Source organism: Ascidiaceihabitans donghaensis, assembly GCF_900302465.1.
In the GTDB taxonomy this organism is placed as follows: Bacteria; Pseudomonadota; Alphaproteobacteria; order Rhodobacterales; family Rhodobacteraceae; genus Ascidiaceihabitans; species Ascidiaceihabitans donghaensis.
Map to the genome: position 1 here is coordinate 13,081 of NZ_OMOR01000003.1, position 16,292 is coordinate 29,372.

Sequence of the window (16,292 nt, forward strand, 5' to 3'; positions counted from 1 at the left end):
CCAACCTTTTGGCGCTTTAGTGCCCGTTCAGCGCGGCCCAAATTCCAAAGGTGCCCACCAGAACCAAGCTGACGGCCCACACAAGATCAAGGTTGAACCAGGTCTTGGACAAAAACCGCAACCCAAGCCATTTGTAAATGACAACGGCAATGACCCCGCCCGCGACGGTCATGGCACCAGTGTGGGTCAACGCCACCACAAAGGCTGTCATTATGTTGGCTTGCATCAAGGTTTCGGCCGCCTGGTGTCCTGCGTCGGCGTCAATGCCGCAAATGCCAAGGAATAGTGGCACCAGCATCAATCCGGCCCCATGTGCGTTCGCCGCAATAAAAGACCACAGCGCCAGTCGGGCGGGATGAATACGTGCCAGAATTTTGGGATGACGGCGGTTGATCAGCAAATAGACCCCCATGGCAATCACCAAGGCCCCTGCCCCCACGCGCAGTTCAACCTGCCATTCTACCAAAAAGAACATCAGCGAAAAAGGCAGCAGAATTGCCAGCATCGCCAGAAAATGCCCAAGCGCCAAAAGCCCCAACGCTTTCGGCAAAGCGCTGCGTTTGCGTTCCATCAACGCGGCGGAGACGGCCAAAGGCCACCCCATGCCGGGGTTCAATCCGTGGTACAGTCCTGACAGGATGACGGCCCACCAAAGGGCCGCCACTGTGCTTATGTCACCCAGCACTTAGACCGATGGATAACAGAAACTGTCTGTGGAACAGTCGCCGCCCTCTAGCCGGATTTGGTGGCTGCGATAGCCTTTGGGGAAGTCGATGTAGAACTTTGGGTCCAGATGGAATCCGTTCTCATCGTTGTTGGCCATGACCATCTGACCACCTTCGTCGTCTGGATAAAACTGGTCGTCCCATGTGGAATAAAGCGAATTCGTCCAGTACACACGTTTGCCATCGCGGCTGACCTCGACCATTTGCGGACCATAGGCAAAGGGTTTGCCGTTGGGATGGTTTTCACCTTTGGCGATGCCGCCCAGTTCCACCTTGCCTGCAAGGACGGGGTTCATCGGGTCAGTGACGTCATATTGGTGCATTTCGCCCAGACCCCAGCAGGCGACATACAGATATTTGTCGTCCAGACTGAGGTCGATGTCGGTGACCAGCGGCGGCACAGCACCAAAGCCCTGCAACAAAGGCGGCAGGTTCGCGGGGTCTTCGGGACGCGGATCGATGGTGATGGTCTTCTTGGACTGCCATACCCCATCGTCATCCCGCCACCACGTGAAGATCGCGCCTTGCAGGTTGCTGGTGTCTACGACCACGCCGCAGAAGCCGTAAGTTTTGGTGGGATCATGGGCGGGGCGAATTTCCAACGCCATCTGGTAGTTTTCACCAAAGTCCATGGTCTGGATATTCTTGCGCGCACGCAGGTCCCAGAAATGGATGGAATGGCCGTATTTGTTGGACAGCAGGTCTTCGGGCACGACCCCGTTTTCAAACTGCGGCGGCAGACCCCATTCAGAGCTGACCATGTAATCTTGCGGCAGGTTCCACCAAAAATCATAGTGTTTGTCTTGCTTGCCGCGGTCCATTTCATAGCGGCCAATGATTTCGAAGGTCTCGCAATCCATGATGAAAATACCGGGAGGGCCGTCGGTGCCATCTTCACCGCCACCGCCAAGGGTCGAAACATAAATGCCTTCGGGACCGCAATGAATAGTGTGGGGGCGCGAATACCCCGTCTTCTCAAAGATTTCTTCGGGTTCGATGGTCTTGTGGATTTTCGCCTTCAAGGGTTCCTTGACATCGATGATGAAAATACGCGACGACCGGATGCCGGGCACGATCAGATAGCGGCGTTCTAGAAAGGCATGGCCTGTCAAAGGGGATAAAGACGACGAACAGGCGTTCCAGCCAAAGTGGTGAAATTCGTCCCCTTTTGTGGGTACAATCACCTGATGCACAATTTCGCCGTACGTGTCGCTGCCTTCACGCAAATCGACAACAGCGATTCCGTCGGACTGCGACCCATCGGGACTAAGCATCACGGTAAAGGCAAAGTTTTCAACAGGCGCTTGCATCGCAAGCTTTGGCGACGCGTGAAACGTCGGGTCTGGTCGTAAATTCATTTTGTCCTCCCAATTGACATGGCGCATCGTTTTTCGATGGTCGTCTTTTTGGGTCCCTTTGGACCAGTCCGCTCCTCGTGTAGATCACTCTGCCTAAGTCTGGATCAAAAACAAGAAATAAGTTCCACCTGAAGATGTCATGGCGGAACAGAATTCTAAACCATCGCCTGCAAATCAAAGATAGGCAGCAGCACTGCCAACACAATCACCAACACAAACGCACCAACCAGCATCATCAGCATCGGCTCTAGCAAAGCGGCGATGCGTTTGCGTTCGGTCGAAAGCCCGTTTTCCACCAGCATCGCGGCGCGTTCGGTCATGGGTGCTATGCGCACGGATGCTTCGCCAGCCATGATAAGCTGGCGGGCTACGGGGGGAACAATCGTTAAGTGTTCCAATGCTTTGGACAGGGTTTCGCCTTTGTGGATCGCATCCGACACTTGTGCGCCCTCAGATCGGAACTGGGCAATATCCAGCACATCAGAGGCGTTTTCAACAGCACTTGGAACGGTGTTCTTGCTGGCCAACACCAACGCAAGGGTGCGCAAATATTGCACAGCCGCAGACAGGCGCATGAAGTGGCCGACCATCGGCAACCGCAAAAACAAGCGGTCGCGGGATTGGCGCAAAGCGGGAACCGTGGCAGAGGCCACACCAAGGCCGACCAAGACTAAAGCAACGCACGCCAGTATCAAAAAGTTGTTCTGGATCCATGTGCTGGCTGCCAGAACGGTGCGGGTGATTTGCGGTAAGGGCCGCCCCGAAACCTCGAACATGGCCACGATTTCCGGGGCCACGTTCACCATCAAAATCCCACAGACCAAAAAGGACACGGCCGCCACAAATGCAGGATAGATCAGGGCAGTAGAAATCTGTGCCTTGTCGATGCTTTGGGCTTCCAGATAGTCGGCCAGTTCACCAAACACACCCGCCAAATTGCCTGCGACCTCGCCTGCGCGAACCGACGCCAGATAATAGGGGGCAAATCCCGCGCCGGACACGGTCAGCGCATCAGATAAAGTCGCCCCGTCCATTAGGGCAGCACGGGCTTTGGCAGCGACTGTATCAAGGGCGGGATGTCCCCCTTGGCGCACGGCCTCCAACGCGGCTTCTATAGGCATTTCGGCATCCATAAGCACTGCCATCTGACGGGTGAAAACGGCCTGAAGATCAGGGTTCAAAGCAGCACGGCGCCCTGTGGTAAAGCGTTGGCTTTTCTCCGAACGGGCGGTCAGTTCAGAGACAAACAACCCCTGCCCGCCCAACTGCGCAGAGGCTTGGCTTTCGGTTTCGGCCACAACGGTGCCTGCCTTGCGCTTGCCGTCTTCGGTAAAGGCAACATAGGCGAAAGCCTTCATGCCACGTCCCCCACCACGCGCAATGTCTCGGACAGGCTTGTGTGTCCGGCCGCGACCTGTTCCAGTCCTTGCCCGAACAGCGTTTCGCTTTCCTTCAGTGCCAAAGCGCGCATCTGGGTTTCATTTGCGCCTGCATCAATGGCGCCGCGCAACGCTTCGCCAACTTCGATCATCTCGAAAATACCAACGCGCCCCAAATATCCCGACGGGCCACATGTATCGCAGCCCACGGGTTCGTTCAGATGGGCGGGAACATCAATGCCGTGCCGTGTGAACAGGGCCGTTTCAGATGTGGTTAAAGCGCGCGGCGCTGTGCATTCGGAACACAATCGGCGCAACAGCCGCTGGGCCACAACGCCCCGCAAGGTCGCCGCAATCAGAAAATCATCCAGCCCCAAGTCGCGCAAACGTACCACCGCACCAACCGATCCATTTGCGTGCAGCGATGAAAATACCAAATGCCCCGTCAAAGCGGCCTGTGCGGCCACGCTGCCGGTTTCCGCGTCCCTGATTTCGCCAACCAAAATCACGTCGGGGTCCTGACGCAGCGTGGCGCGCAGCCCGTTGGCGAACGTCATGCCAATGTCCGCGTTGATCTGGCTTTGGCTGATGCCAGGCAAATCATATTCGATGGGGTCTTCGACGGTGACGATGTTGCGCTCGTCCCGGTTGGCGAGTTTCAACAGCGAATATAGCGTTGTGGTTTTGCCCGCGCCCGTGGGCCCAGTGGCCAGAATGATGCCGTTGGGCAGTGCCGACATGCGTTCCAACAGGGCCACTTGTCGGTCTGATAACCCAAGATCGGTCAGTTCCATCAAGCCGGCAGAGCGATCCAAAATCCGCAAAACGATGCGTTCGCCATAATTGCCGGGCAGTGAACTGACCCGCGTGTCAATCATCCGCCCCCCCATCGACAGCGGGATGCGCCCGTCTTGGGGCAGGCGCGTTTCTGCGATATCCAGCCCCGCCATAACCTTCAGGCGCGACACAACGCGGCGCACTGGCACGTCATTGCGATCCATGATCTTTTGCAAAAACCCGTCCACCCGCATACGCGCCCGCAATCCGCCCTCATAGGGTTCAATGTGCAAATCCGATGCACCAGAAGACACAGCACGCCGCAGCAATTGGTTCACAAGCTGAATGACAGGCGCATCGCTGCTGTCTTCCAGCAAATCAGGTTGGCGGTTGGGGCCTGCGGTCTCGGCCAGATCAAAGGATAAACCAGTATCAGAGGCATCGCTGCCCGCCTGATACACACGGTTCAATGCGGCTGTAAAATCCGTTTCGGTGCTATCCAGAACCGTCAGAGCCGCCCCAATGCCAGATGCGCGCCTTTGGGCTTCGCGCAGACCCATATCCGTGGCCGATGGCCCCACAATCAGTTGCGTGCCATCCAAAATCACCTGCTGGTCGCGGGCAAACGCAAAGGGCAGACGATCAATCGAAGCGGAGCCTGCTTGGGAGCGGAGGGTAGTTTCTGCTTTGGGCAAAGTCATCGACAAATCCGGCGTCAAAAGGTTGGTTCAAATCCGCCCCGTCAAAGGGCAACGCGCCCTGAGGCGTGCGCGGATACTGTCCACCATCCGGGGCCTTCAATGCAAGGCTTGCGCGTTTGGCTTCGCGTGCGGCTTCTTGGGTCAGGCGTTTGGCTTCTGCGTCGGTTTTGACCACGCGCGGGCGCAGCATCACCAGTAACACGCGTTGGTTCTGGTCTGACCGCTTACCCCGAAACAACCCCCCCAACACTGGCAAACGGCTGAGGCCCGGAACCTTTTGCGACACCGACCCCGACCCGTCTTCCAGCAAACCACCCAGCATAATGACATTACCGTCGCGCACCAGAACGGTGGTGGACAAGGCACGGCGCGCGGTGATTTCACCCCCCGCAGCCGAAGAATTGCTGGTCAGGCTCGAGACCTCTTGATTGATTTGCAGACGCACTGTGCGGTCCGCATTGATCTGGGGGGTCACGTTCAGGGTTAGGCCCACGTCTTGGCGTTCAATCGTCTGGAACGGGTTGTCTGGTTGGTTGCTTTCGCCCACTTGACTGAATGATCCGGTGACAAATGGCACGTTCTGCGCCACCACGATTTCGGCTTCTTCATTGTTCAGCGTCAGAATGGATGGTGTGGACAACAGGCGCGTCGAGGTGGTTGATGAAATGGCCGTCAAAAGCCCCGCTATGCCTTTGGCGCCGCTGCCCGCGCCCACAGCGATGGACCCGCCGCCGCCAGTCGATGGCACTTCATTCTTTAATACAGACGATACCAACCCAGTCAGGCTCGGTCGCCCTTCCAGCGCAAATTCGACACCGCCCACAACGGCATTGTTCAACACAGCCCCGAACTGCGCCGACAAATCTGCATAGCCGTCTACCGACATTTCGAAAATGACCGCCTCGACAAGAACTTGCGTCGGGCGCCGGTCCAGAAAATGCACAATCTTGGCGATGTCGGCCAAGCGTTCTTCGGGGGCGGTAATCAAAAGCGTGTTGGTTTGCGCTTCGGGCACGATGCGAACTTGCGCTTGGCCTTCCACGGGCACTTCGTTGTTGATGGCGCGCAAAACGACATCCGCCAATGTCGTTGCATCGGCATAGTTCAACTGGATTGCAGTAGAGGTGACGTTGTTGCGCTGGGTGTCCAAACGGGACGCCAGAATACGCAGCCGTTGACGCAGATCATCGGGGCCAGACACCACAAGCGCGTTAGACCTGCGGTCAACGGACACGGCAGCCCCATCGGGGATAATGTCCATGGACTGAATGACTTGCAGCACCTCGCCTGCATTGGCATTGCGCAAACGGATCATTTCAATCGGCTTTTCGCGGGGCTTATCAAGACGTCGTACAAGGGCTGCGATACGGGCGTGGTTTTGGCCACGATCCGACAGGATCAACAGCTTTGAGCCAGGCACAGGGGTCAACACAGCTTCGGCAGGCAAAAGCGGGCGAATGACGTCGATGATTTCGGTCAAAGGCACGTTTTGCACTTCTATGATGCGGGTCTCAAACCCGGCTTGGGTGATGTCGACGTCACCTGTGGCCAGTTCGCGGGCCACATTCATGGGCACGATGCGCGTGACGCTGCCGCCCTCTACAACCGTTAGGCGGTTGATTTCCAACACGCTTAAAAACACCTCGTACAGTTCGTCAGCGGTTAGCGTTTCAGCGGACAAGACCGTGACTGTGCCGCGCACACCGGAATCCAGCACAAAGCTGCGGCCTGTCGCTTCCGACACGATTTCAACGAAGTTGCCAAGATCTGCGTCACGCAAATTCAGCCGCACTTGCGCCGATGCAGGCGCGGTAGAAAGGGCCAGAAAAACGGCCTGTGACACAAGCAAAACAAAGGCCAGAAATGTGGCCCGTAGGGTAAATGTATAAGTCATGACTGCTCTCTGCCTGCCTGTCAGGTGACGGTTCTTGTGCCGCACGTCTGACTGATTGCCATGTTATTTTTGTCTATAGTAACGCATCACGCCACTTTTCGCATCATAAAATGCCAAAAAGCGCAGGCTGTGGCCGTGCTGCCATCTTCAACCCTCGGTCGCGAACCCAAGCAAGATTAGCTCTTCGCCGCCATTGTCGATCCAAAGGCCCGCTTCGTCGATTTTGCGCACGGTGACGCCTTGGGCCAAATCATCGCCCACACGCACCACCTGATCACCTGTCGGATGTGACACCATACCCCACACGCTGCGTCCGGCACGAACGACGCCCTTCAAGGCATATCCAAGCGCTTCAATGGGCGGGCCAGTCGGAGCGGGTGCGGCTTGTTCATCTGTGATTTCAGTGGGTTGAGGTTCCTGATACAGAGTTGGTGCTTGCAATTCCCCAAAAACAGACGCCCACCGAAAAGACAGGTCCTGACGGGTCGCTGTTGCAGGTTCCGCCAGCGCTGCGTTGGCTGCTGTCACGCCTTTGGATTGGGCGGGTGACGTGGTTAAAGCAAGATGCAATTTTTGCCCCGCAACCGCGGCTGCCGCCAAAGCGACCAGTGTCATAATCGCAGCAATCAGCCGCATAATGCTGTCTCCGCACCCATCTTCCTTGTGCAATTGTGGACGAAACGGTGTCTGCATGGTAGGGGTTGGGTAATAAAATAATAAAATTCGAGCAGGTAAATGCAGGTTTTCACATGTCTTCGGGTTGGCTTTGCCAGTCTGTCTGTTTTGGCGCTTGTCAGTTGTGACGAAGGCGCAATTTTTGGTCAGGGCAATTTTCAGGCCCAATATTCCGGTGCCCGCGACGCATTGGAAAAAGGGCGCTACGATCAGGCCTCAAAGGCGTACACGCGCCTTTTGCCCGTCTCAGGGTCGTTGGCCCCCCGCATCCGGCTTGAACTGGCCCACAGTTATTTGCGCGGTGGTAATTTTGCGGCGGCCGCAAAAGAAGCCCGCGGCCTGTCCAGCAGCCAATCCGGTGACGCACGGGCCGCAGCCTTGACGGTACAGGCGACTGCAGACCACGAACTGGGGTTGAAAGCTCTGGCAAAGGGCGACACAAAAACCGGCAAGCAGTTGCTGCGCCAAGCGGACAAAGCGATGGCTTCGGTGCTTAAATCACATCCAAAGATGGATCCCCTTGGTGCTTTGGCCGGTCGACGCGCCAGCATTGCTGTGCGCCTCAAGGCTTTGTAAAGTTTAAGCGTCTGAGGGTGTCAGCACCAGACTGGCGCTGACCTTGCCCGGCGCGTCAAGCGCTTCAAACCGGAAACTCGTCAGATCATAGCCCCAGTCGGTTTCATTGTCTGACAGCCAATTGGCCAATTGCGTGAACGTCACCGTGTCGAAACGCAATTCGATCACGCCTTCGTCGCGCACCCCCAAATCGCTAATGAAGGGACGCAGGCCAGCGTCGATCAGGCGCTCTTCGATGCCGCTGGACCCGATAGGGGCTTTGGGTGTGGTGTCCTTTACAGGGCCAAGCGCTGCCGCGTCCACAGCACGGGTCGCCACCCAGATGTGCAATGCAGCCGTGCGCGCTTCGGCCTCTTTTGCGGCCTCTTTTGCGTCATGAAGGGGCAACAAAACCCCGAACGCGATAGCCAACGGCACCACGACCAACCCCAGAACGGCCAGAATCCGGCGTTCGCTGTGGGTGCGTTTCAACAAAAATTCGATCATGAGGCCACCGCTGTCACACGCAGTTCGCTGCGCACACCGCTTGTGGTGTCGCTGACGCGCGATTCAATCACGTCTACGTTCAGATCGGCCGCGCGCAGTGCATCCGCCAATTGATCAGAGGCTGCAAAATCCGCCACCCGCAGCACCAAGATCACTTCGCGCGGCGTGGCTGAGGTCACGGCCTCGATTGTGGCGGATTGATCGGCAATCACTGTGCTGGCGCGGGCAAACAACGTCAAAGCGGTGATTTGGGATTGCCCCTGCCCTGCCGCAACCTGTGCGTTCACGATGGCACGGCTGACTTGACTGCGTACATCAAGGATCGGGCCGTTTGGAACGAAATGAGTGCGCACCAACGCGCGGGTTTCAGCGGCCAAAGCTGCGGAGCGGGCTTCAATCGTGCGTGTTTCAATGATCTGTGCCGCAGCCCAAACAGCAGCGGCCACCCCCCCGATCAATGCAGGCCACCGCCATGGCAATACCTTGCGCCGCAGTCGCACACGCGCTTGCCGCGGATCACGACGCAAATCAAAGCTGATTTCACTGTGGCTTAGGGATTTCAGGCCCGTCTGATCATCTGACACGGCGATGTCTTCATCTGCCAACACAGTTTCGATCGCCGGCACATCCGGCCCAACGCGCACCATCTTTTCGGGGCGACTGTTGCGCAATTTGCGCCGTAGCATGGCACAGGCCACATCAACATTTGCACTGAACCCGTCGTGTGGCCCAAAGCGCACCGCGACGCCGTCTGTACTGGCGGCAAAGCTCCAGACTCCATCAGCTGTCGGCAGAGCCAGATAATCAGGCAGCACGGCCTTGCACGATTGTCCCAACTTGCGCCACCCGGCCAAAGATGCGGCGTCGGCCAGCAACACGTGAGACCACGTTTCCTTGTCCTTAAGACCATGGAACGGGCGGATTTCGACAGCTTTGTCGTCTAGCCCCATCCGGTCCAAAACTTGCCTGCGCGCCACTTGTTCACGTGCTTCGCCGCGCAAACCCGATGGCAAGTCCAGTGGCAGCACCGGCACCAAAGCCCCCGGCACCAAAGCGACTTGGCGGGACTTGGGCGCTGTGTCTGCGTTTAGGTCAACGAAGCTTGCGCCAAAAATGGATGTGGATGGGCGCGTCACGTGGAAGCGGGCCTTTCAAAGGGTGTCGCGCAAAGATGCCGCCCCACGCAAGGTTTAGCAATGGGGTCTGACTTGGATATCATCATGGATATGTGCTGACGCGGTAAGTCACGATTGCGCCCAAAGGCAAAGACTGGCGAAACATCACAGCTTTGCGGCTGCCGCTGTGGTCGTTCAATGCCGCCGTCGCTTCCATTTCGAACCAGTCCGACGCCACATCAAAGCGCCCCCTGTCAAAGGTTTCACCCAATCCGGCGCCTTGGGCGGCTTCGATTGCCTCCAAGAACGCATCGGCTGATGGAAACGGGTCCAATTTTCTGCCTGCAAGCACTGCGTTTACGACGCTTGGTTTCGTGTCGGGGAAAAAACCGCGCACCACAGTCGCAGAGGCCGTGTTGATATTCAAAGGCAAAGCCCCTGTCAGCGCTGTGATATAAGGCCTTAACCGGTCCAGCTGTGCGCCATCTATGCCCGGCATTCCGTTTAATTGGTCGATATGCAAAAGAGCTCCGCCCACAGGGTCTATCGGTGGCGTCAATTGCGCGAAAGCGCTGCGTGCGCCCTGTCCACCGGGCTCCATAAAGGCAAGGATCGCGGTGACCGTTTGATCCGACACCCCAAGGCGCTGCACCAGATCATCGAATGCAGTTTTGGCGGCAGTGTCTTCGGCGTTCGTCAACCAATTAAGGTTAAAACGCCCCTGCATGTCATGCACACTGCCACGCACGGTGCCGCGGTCCAACGGCACCGATTGCACGTCTTGCGCCCACCCTTCGCCCAGATGGTCGGTGCCGGCTGCAGATGCGTCACGGTTCAATGTCTGACGGGCCAATGCCTCAAATGCATCAAGATAGGCTGTCAATTGGTCGGCGGTTTGGGCTGCATGGATTTGTGCGCGCCCTGTCTCAGACCGTGACAACAAGAAAACGGCTGCTGCGGCCATGGCAGCCACCAGAACCAATGCGTTGACCAAGACAAATCCGCGATCACGGTTCATTGCAGCGTCTCCACCAATCGAATGGCACCGTGGTGCTTGGTGTCTACCGTGATCTCTATGGCGCGGGGCAATGTGTCCGAATAGACTTCGGGCGCGCCGCCAGTCTGATCCCCATCCGCCAAGGGTGGCGCGAAAGACCCGTTGGGGTTGGCCCATCCGTCGCGCCACCCCAAGCCAGACCAATAGCTGCGAAAGCGCAGGTCTGTGACGTCTTGAAGAACAGCAATTTGCGGCATCAGTGCCGATGTTTTGGCCGGGTTCAACACGGACCACACTTGTCGGTGCAAAGTGCCCGTGGCTTTGTCCAACTGCCACTGGCTGCGCTGGGTACTGCTGGTTGTTCCGGTGGCGCCGAACCCCGGCTGTCCACCCAAAGACATCGCAAATCCGGAGGCGTCGGTTGTCAGCGCAGACAGGGGCGTGGCCCGTTCCGGTGGAAAGAACAGCATTGGCACAACAGCATCCATATCGTGGCGCAGCATCGCAAGGCCCGCGCCCAGTTCTGACGCCGCGTCGCCCGTACGCACAAGTTGATCGCGGCTGCGCAAAAGCCCTGTCAGGCTTTGCAACCCCATGACTGCGACCAGAGCGAACACGGCCATGGCCACCACCAGTTCCATCAAGCTAAGACCTTGATCGCGGCGGTGTCTCATCCCCCTGTCCCATCAGGCAAATACACCACAAGGGCAGCCCCCGGCCCGCGCCCGGATTGTGCGATAATTGTCACCTCACGCAGCCCACTCGCTGTTGCTTTGGATGTGCGGCGCAGATCAAAGCGCGTGCCGTTCAAAGTGATAAAGTCCGGCAAAACCGCAGCATGTCCCAACAGGTGCAGTTCCTCGGCGCGGTTGCGTACGGCGACCTGCGCCAGAACACGATCCTGCGCCCCGCCAATCGACACACGCGCTTGATCCGATGCGCGAATGGCCGCCAATGCCCCGATGGACAGTACAAGCACCGCAATCGCCAGCTCAAGCAAAGTCAGCCCTGTGTCACGTCTCATCTTGTGCATGACAGCCCCGTCCAGCCATCGCTTTGACACGACACGCCATCGTCAAAGGTAATCGCGAATGGTGTGGTTTGCCCGTTGGCCAGCATGATGATGTCAGGGGCCCCGGTTTGCGGTCTGATGCTGCGCAAAGACACGCGGGATTTCCAATTGCGCGGGGTACCTTTTGCCCAGCCTTCAGGGGTGGTTTTGGCGGTGCTGATTGCGCTTTGGGTGACAAACAACCCGCGACTTTGCCGGCTTTGAATGGCAAGGGCACGGGCTGTATCGAATTGTGTGCGAAACCAAGCCAGATCGGTCGTACCTTGCTGCGAAGTGGTTGCGATCCCTGCCCCGACAGCCAAAACAGCCAGAATAGCAACCACAACCAGAAGCTCCACCAAGGTGATGCCCGTTTGGTGTGTCGTGTTTTTTGTGGCGGGTTCTAATTCACCGCCCATGATCCGATGTCAGCATCCGCACCGCTGCCCCCCTCGACCCCGTCAGCGCCATAGCTAAAAACATCAAAGTCTTTGCTGAACACGCCTGGCGTCAGATATTGATAGGGTTGGCCCCACGGATCAACAGGCAAACGATCCATATAGCCGCTAGTTGCCCAATTGGCCGGGGCAGGATCCGTGGCCGGTTGAGTGACCAAGGCTTGCAAACCCTGTTCTGTTGACGGGAACGTCAGGTTGTCCAGCTTGTAAAGCTTCACAGCACTGGCAATGGCTGCGATGTCGGATTGGGCGCGTGCGGCGCGTGCCTGATCGGGGCGGTCGATCACCCGCGGTACGATCACAAGCGCAAGGATCGACAAGATCACGACCACAACCATAAGTTCCAAAAGGGAAAATCCCGCATCACGCGCGGCGTCGGATTTGCAATGTTTGCGCTGTTTCAACATCATGTCGCCCTTTATATCCCGCACATGATAGGATCGCTTTTACGACGTTGTCCATGCGCCGCAGTCAGAAAGATGCGGGGTTTGGCACCTCTTTTGCGTGATTGCATAATCCAAGGTTGAAGTTGCAGAATATGACATCTTTTTCAGTCTTTCTTTTGTGCATAAGCCCCTGTGTCGGATCGTTCCTTGCCCTTTTGGTAGACCGGCTGCCACGAGACGAAGACGTGATCCGCACCCCGTCTGCCTGTCGCAGTTGCCGCACACGGTTGGGCTGGGCGGACCTAATCCCTATGCTGTCTTTTGTTTTGTCGCGCGGACGGTGCCGCCGATGTGGCGCGGTTATTCCACCTTGGGTGCTTTATGCCGAAATCTTGGCGATGGGCGCAGGGGTTTTGGCCATCAGCGCAGGCGGCAGCCCGCTGGAAATCACTTTAACCGCCGTGATGCTTTGGGCCCTCATCGCCTTGGCGTTAACAGACCTGTTGTGGTTGCGTCTGCCTGATGCTTTGACCTTGACCTTGGCTTTGGCGACTTTCGGGCTGGCCGCCTTGCCTATTGGCATTGGTCTGGCGCCAGCATTCTGGGGCGCTGTTTTCGGCGCGGGCAGTTTTTGGGCAGTACGTGTCGCTTACAAAAAACTGCGGGGGCGCGACGGATTGGGGCTTGGCGATGTGAAGCTGATGGTGGGGCTTGGGGCGCTGGCTGGCCCTTATGAATTGCCAGTGTTGGTCTTGGTCGGGGCAGTGATCGGGTTGGGGCTGGCCCTGTGGCAGCGCAAATTGGACGCGCACCATCCGGTGCCATTCGGGGCCGCTTTATGTTGTGCAGGGGCGTTGATATGGCTGTTCTTCTTGGCTTGACGCGACCCTTCACCTGACTATCGTCGCAGCTATTGATTTAAGGATATCTGCCCTGATGTTTCGCCCCCTTTGCCTTGCTATTTTCCTGTTGATCAGCCCTGCCGTGGCTCAAGACGGGTCCCAAACCGGGACCCCGCCCGACATGGCACAGGTTGAACAGGCCTGGGCGCGGGGCGATTTCGTGTTTGTGCGCAAAGGTCTGGCGTATCTGGCCCAGGAAAACGGCAGTGCTCTGGCGCAATATCGGTATGGGCGTGTGTTGCTGGAAGGCCGCGGGGGGCCAGCCGATCCGGAAAACGCAAAGCTTTGGTTGGAAAAAGCCGTGGCGCAGAACAACACGGATGCCGCGACGCTTTTGGGGCAAATCCTGCTGACGCGCGGGCCGGCACGTGATGCCACCCGCGCCGCCACTTTGTTCGAGGCCGCAGCGGCCCGCGGAAAGACGCAAGCGCAGTATTTTCTGGGGCGGCTTTATGCAGAAGGCGATGGCGTGCCGCAGGATGCGACAACCGCCTTTAACTGGTTTTTGGCGGCTGCCGAAGATGGCAACAAAGACGCCCAATATGCATTAAGCCAAGCCTATGCCGAAGGGCGCGGGGTGGCACAAAGTGCCCCTGACGCTTTGCGCTGGCTGGAAGAAGCAGCCAGCAACGGCGTGCCTGAAGCCCAGTACAATCTTGCTGTTGCATATGACACAGGGCGCGGGGCAAACAAATCCGCCACAGCGGCTTTGGACAACTATCGCCGTGCAGCCGAAGCGGGCCATGTGCTGGCGCAACGGGCGTTGGGCACCAAATACTTGCAAGGCACACAAGATTTCGATCCCGACCCCACAGAGGCATTGCGTTGGCTTCAGGCCGCCGCACAAGCAGGTGATCCCGGTGCGATGTCGAATTTGGGGTTTGGATACACACAAGGCACCGTCTTGCCGCGCGACGACGCCTTGGCGGCGCAGTGGTATCAACGTGCCTCTGACCGCGGTTTGGCGCGGGCGACATTGGCACTTGCGCGCATGGTAGAAACCGGGCGTGGAGTGCAGGCAGATCCCGCGGCCTCTTTTGCTTTGTACCAGCTGGCTGTCGAACAAGGATCGACATTGGCCGCGCAACTGTTGGGCCAACGCACACTGGCAGGCGATTTCGATGCGACGCTTGCGCCACATGACGCTGTTGGGTGGGTTGCGGTTTTGCTGGACGGTGACCAATCAGACGCGGCACAGGTCTGGCTGACCACACAAGCCGATGCAGGTGTGCGCCCTGCGCAGGCGGCGTTGGGCCAGTGGCTGCTGACACAAGAAAGCCGTGCCACGGACGCCATCCGTTGGCTGGAACTCGCAGCTTTGGCAGGTCACGTGCCATCGCAATACCGGTTGGGCGACGCCTATAGCACCGGTGCCGGTGCCCCCCTGGATTATGTGCAGGCCCATGCGTGGATGAACATCGCAGCGGCCAGCGGCCACATCAAAGCAAGCGAAACCCGCAGCCTTCTGAACGATCTGATGACACCAGATAATGTGGCAAAGGCCCAAACGATTGCGCGGACGTTTTTTGAACGTGCGGATGCACAGGTGCCCCAGACAGCGCAGACAGTCACACAAAGCGACACCAAATGAAGCAAACTGTTCTGGCCATAACTTTGGCTTTTGGGCTGGGGCTTGGATTTGGCGCACAGGCCCAAGAGACCGAATACGCCCTTGGCCTGCAATACCACTCTGGCGAGGGGGTGGTGCAAAACTATGCGGCCGCCGCGCGCTATTTCGAACAGGCCGCAAGCCTTGGCTTCGCCCCTGCCCAGAATTTTCTGGGCCGCTATCTGTTTGAAGGCTTGGGTGTACCGCAAGACACAGTGGCCGCCCTTCAGTATCTGGAACAAGCAGCCGCAGGTGGCGATCCACAGTATATTTTTGATCTCGCAAAAATTCTGGAACTGGATGATGCGTCCGTGGTGCGCGCGGCGCAGCTGTATGAAACCGCCACAGACCTTGGCCACCTTGAAGCGGCTGTGCATCTTGGGGTGCTGTTCCAAGAAGGACGCGGTGTTGCCCAGGATCTGATCAAAGCCCGCACCCTTTACGAAGGTCCTGCCCGCCAAGGCAACCCACGGGCTTTGAACAATTTGGGGCTGCTGTATGTGCGCGGCACAGGGGTGCCGCAAGATTATGAAAAAGCCGTAGAATTCTTTAAAGCGGCGGCTGATCAGGGGCTGAAGACGGCCATGACCAACCTTGGGGTCATGTATGAAAACGGATACGGAGTGCCCATAGACGAAGCGCAAGCCGCAGCCTTGTACCGTGCGGGCGGACGCGGGACCGAGGCCGTCGACACCGTGCCTTTCGTCTACGACACACGGCTGAAACCCGTCACGCAGAATACCGATGCGCTGGATCTGTTGCGCCGCGCGGCAGATGCGGGTGAACCTGTTGCGCAGTTTCAGTTGGGTTGGGTGTTGGTGCAGAACGCCGACACGTCGTTTGATACCTTCAAACGCGCAGCGCGTTTGTTTGAAAGCGGGGCCAAAGCCGGGCATGGGCCTTCCATGATTAACTTGGCCGGTATGTACTTGCGCGCCGAGGGCCTGCCACAAGACTATGTACTGGCACAGATGTGGGTTTTGTTGGCGCGATCACATGGCGCAGATGTGCCTGCCAATCTTGGCGATGCGCTGAATCAAAAAATGACACCTGAACAGGTGAACATGGCCCAGTCACTGGCCAGCACATTTTTCAACCAAGACTAGAAAGTGCGTGTTGCCAGTGGCTTATCCACCTTTTTGGATTTGATTGCATGATCAAATTTCAAAAGGTTGGCACAAAGAACAGTTTGCCTCAAAAACA

Annotated in this window: 17 protein-coding genes; 4 read left to right on the top strand and 13 right to left on the bottom strand. The window is 57.7% G+C overall.

Annotated features, from left to right (window positions below):
• Positions 1-16: 16 nt before the first annotated feature.
• The 6 genes from ASD8599_RS19305 to ASD8599_RS19330 form a co-directional block, all read right to left on the bottom strand.
• Entirely contained in the window at positions 17-682 is a 666-nt protein-coding gene (locus ASD8599_RS19305) for a hypothetical protein (RefSeq protein WP_181364574.1), read from the bottom strand.
• A gap of 3 nt (positions 683-685) precedes the next feature.
• Positions 686-2,083, bottom strand: coding sequence for a selenium-binding protein SBP56-related protein (locus ASD8599_RS19310; RefSeq protein ID WP_108830495.1), 1,398 nt, complete (start codon positions 2,081-2,083; stop codon positions 686-688).
• 155 nt (positions 2,084-2,238) lie between these two features.
• Positions 2,239-3,441 carry a type II secretion system F family protein gene (locus ASD8599_RS19315; RefSeq protein WP_108830418.1) on the bottom strand — a complete coding sequence of 401 codons (1,203 nt, stop codon included), beginning with the start codon at positions 3,439-3,441 and terminating at the stop codon, positions 2,239-2,241.
• The gene (locus tag ASD8599_RS19320; RefSeq protein WP_108830419.1) at positions 3,438-4,940 is read right to left on the bottom strand and encodes a GspE/PulE family protein; all 1,503 of its coding nucleotides are present in this window, start codon (positions 4,938-4,940) and stop codon (positions 3,438-3,440) included. Before ASD8599_RS19320 ends, ASD8599_RS19315 begins: the two co-directional genes overlap by 4 nt.
• Positions 4,882-6,834 carry a secretin N-terminal domain-containing protein gene (locus ASD8599_RS19325; protein WP_108830420.1) on the bottom strand — a complete coding sequence of 651 codons (1,953 nt, stop codon included), beginning with the start codon at positions 6,832-6,834 and terminating at the stop codon, positions 4,882-4,884. The genes ASD8599_RS19320 and ASD8599_RS19325 overlap by 59 nt, the downstream gene beginning before the upstream one ends.
• A gap of 147 nt (positions 6,835-6,981) precedes the next feature.
• A complete protein-coding gene (locus ASD8599_RS19330; protein ID WP_108830421.1) occupies positions 6,982-7,470 on the bottom strand; it encodes a hypothetical protein in 489 nt (162 codons plus the stop codon).
• 99 nt (positions 7,471-7,569) lie between these two features.
• Between ASD8599_RS19330 and ASD8599_RS19335 the strand changes: the two genes are divergently transcribed.
• A complete protein-coding gene (locus ASD8599_RS19335) occupies positions 7,570-8,085 on the top strand; it encodes an outer membrane protein assembly factor BamD (protein ID WP_108830422.1) in 516 nt (171 codons plus the stop codon).
• A gap of 3 nt (positions 8,086-8,088) precedes the next feature.
• Here the strand turns inward: ASD8599_RS19335 and gspM are convergent, their stop codons facing one another.
• The 7 genes from gspM to gspG all read right to left on the bottom strand — a co-directional run bounded on the left by gspM (position 8,089) and on the right by gspG (position 12,602).
• A complete protein-coding gene (gene gspM / locus ASD8599_RS19340) occupies positions 8,089-8,571 on the bottom strand; it encodes a type II secretion system protein GspM (RefSeq protein WP_108830423.1) in 483 nt (160 codons plus the stop codon).
• Positions 8,568-9,707 (bottom strand): type II secretion system protein GspL, encoded by a 1,140-nt coding sequence (gene gspL, locus ASD8599_RS19345; RefSeq protein WP_108830424.1) that lies wholly within the window; start codon positions 9,705-9,707, stop codon positions 8,568-8,570. The genes gspM and gspL overlap by 4 nt, the downstream gene beginning before the upstream one ends.
• Positions 9,708-9,789: 82 nt before the next feature.
• Positions 9,790-10,704 carry a type II secretion system minor pseudopilin GspK gene (gene gspK, locus ASD8599_RS19350; protein ID WP_108830425.1) on the bottom strand — a complete coding sequence of 305 codons (915 nt, stop codon included), beginning with the start codon at positions 10,702-10,704 and terminating at the stop codon, positions 9,790-9,792.
• Positions 10,701-11,357, bottom strand: a complete 657-nt coding sequence (locus ASD8599_RS19355) for a type II secretion system protein GspJ (RefSeq protein WP_108830426.1) — start codon at positions 11,355-11,357, stop codon at positions 10,701-10,703. The genes gspK and ASD8599_RS19355 overlap by 4 nt, the downstream gene beginning before the upstream one ends.
• On the bottom strand, positions 11,354-11,716 hold the full coding sequence (locus tag ASD8599_RS19360; protein ID WP_108830427.1) for a prepilin-type N-terminal cleavage/methylation domain-containing protein: 363 nt from the start codon (positions 11,714-11,716) through the stop codon (positions 11,354-11,356). Before ASD8599_RS19360 ends, ASD8599_RS19355 begins: the two co-directional genes overlap by 4 nt.
• Complete coding sequence (locus ASD8599_RS19365) at positions 11,704-12,153, bottom strand: type II secretion system protein (RefSeq protein WP_108830428.1); 450 nt, start codon at positions 12,151-12,153, stop codon at positions 11,704-11,706. Before ASD8599_RS19365 ends, ASD8599_RS19360 begins: the two co-directional genes overlap by 13 nt.
• The gene (gspG, locus tag ASD8599_RS19370; RefSeq protein ID WP_281261569.1) at positions 12,138-12,602 is read right to left on the bottom strand and encodes a type II secretion system major pseudopilin GspG; all 465 of its coding nucleotides are present in this window, start codon (positions 12,600-12,602) and stop codon (positions 12,138-12,140) included. The genes ASD8599_RS19365 and gspG overlap by 16 nt, the downstream gene beginning before the upstream one ends.
• 128 nt (positions 12,603-12,730) lie before the next feature.
• On the opposite strand from gspG, the gene ASD8599_RS19375 reads away from it, so the two are divergent.
• From ASD8599_RS19375 to ASD8599_RS19385, 3 genes are read left to right on the top strand one after another with little or no spacing between them, the layout of a single operon-like run.
• Positions 12,731-13,459, top strand: coding sequence for a prepilin peptidase (locus ASD8599_RS19375; RefSeq protein WP_108830430.1), 729 nt, complete (start codon positions 12,731-12,733; stop codon positions 13,457-13,459).
• Positions 13,460-13,514: 55 nt separating this feature from the next.
• Complete coding sequence (locus ASD8599_RS19380) at positions 13,515-15,071, top strand: SEL1-like repeat protein (protein ID WP_108830431.1); 1,557 nt, start codon at positions 13,515-13,517, stop codon at positions 15,069-15,071.
• The gene (locus tag ASD8599_RS19385) at positions 15,068-16,195 is read left to right on the top strand and encodes a tetratricopeptide repeat protein (protein ID WP_108830432.1); all 1,128 of its coding nucleotides are present in this window, start codon (positions 15,068-15,070) and stop codon (positions 16,193-16,195) included. Before ASD8599_RS19380 ends, ASD8599_RS19385 begins: the two co-directional genes overlap by 4 nt.
• Positions 16,196-16,292: the final 97 nt, after the last annotated feature.

What these genes read in the sequence shown, in the direction of transcription:
- ASD8599_RS19375 (WP_108830430.1), top strand. Translation starts at nt 12,731, where the DNA reads ATGACATCTTTTTCAGTCTTTCTTTTGTGCATAAGCCCCTGTGTCGGA.
- ASD8599_RS19330 (WP_108830421.1), bottom strand. Translation starts at nt 7,470, where the DNA reads ATGCGGCTGATTGCTGCGATTATGACACTGGTCGCTTTGGCGGCAGCC.
- ASD8599_RS19380 (WP_108830431.1), top strand. Translation starts at nt 13,515, where the DNA reads ATGTTTCGCCCCCTTTGCCTTGCTATTTTCCTGTTGATCAGCCCTGCC.
- gspM (WP_108830423.1), bottom strand. Translation starts at nt 8,571, where the DNA reads ATGATCGAATTTTTGTTGAAACGCACCCACAGCGAACGCCGGATTCTG.
- gspG (WP_281261569.1), bottom strand. Translation starts at nt 12,602, where the DNA reads ATGATGTTGAAACAGCGCAAACATTGCAAATCCGACGCCGCGCGTGAT.
- ASD8599_RS19325 (WP_108830420.1), bottom strand. Translation starts at nt 6,834, where the DNA reads ATGACTTATACATTTACCCTACGGGCCACATTTCTGGCCTTTGTTTTG.
- ASD8599_RS19335 (WP_108830422.1), top strand. Translation starts at nt 7,570, where the DNA reads ATGCAGGTTTTCACATGTCTTCGGGTTGGCTTTGCCAGTCTGTCTGTT.
- ASD8599_RS19315 (WP_108830418.1), bottom strand. Translation starts at nt 3,441, where the DNA reads ATGAAGGCTTTCGCCTATGTTGCCTTTACCGAAGACGGCAAGCGCAAG.
- ASD8599_RS19320 (WP_108830419.1), bottom strand. Translation starts at nt 4,940, where the DNA reads ATGACTTTGCCCAAAGCAGAAACTACCCTCCGCTCCCAAGCAGGCTCC.
- ASD8599_RS19355 (WP_108830426.1), bottom strand. Translation starts at nt 11,357, where the DNA reads ATGAGACACCGCCGCGATCAAGGTCTTAGCTTGATGGAACTGGTGGTG.
- gspK (WP_108830425.1), bottom strand. Translation starts at nt 10,704, where the DNA reads ATGAACCGTGATCGCGGATTTGTCTTGGTCAACGCATTGGTTCTGGTG.
- ASD8599_RS19385 (WP_108830432.1), top strand. Translation starts at nt 15,068, where the DNA reads ATGAAGCAAACTGTTCTGGCCATAACTTTGGCTTTTGGGCTGGGGCTT.
- ASD8599_RS19310 (WP_108830495.1), bottom strand. Translation starts at nt 2,083, where the DNA reads ATGAATTTACGACCAGACCCGACGTTTCACGCGTCGCCAAAGCTTGCG.
- ASD8599_RS19360 (WP_108830427.1), bottom strand. Translation starts at nt 11,716, where the DNA reads ATGCACAAGATGAGACGTGACACAGGGCTGACTTTGCTTGAGCTGGCG.
- ASD8599_RS19365 (WP_108830428.1), bottom strand. Translation starts at nt 12,153, where the DNA reads ATGGGCGGTGAATTAGAACCCGCCACAAAAAACACGACACACCAAACG.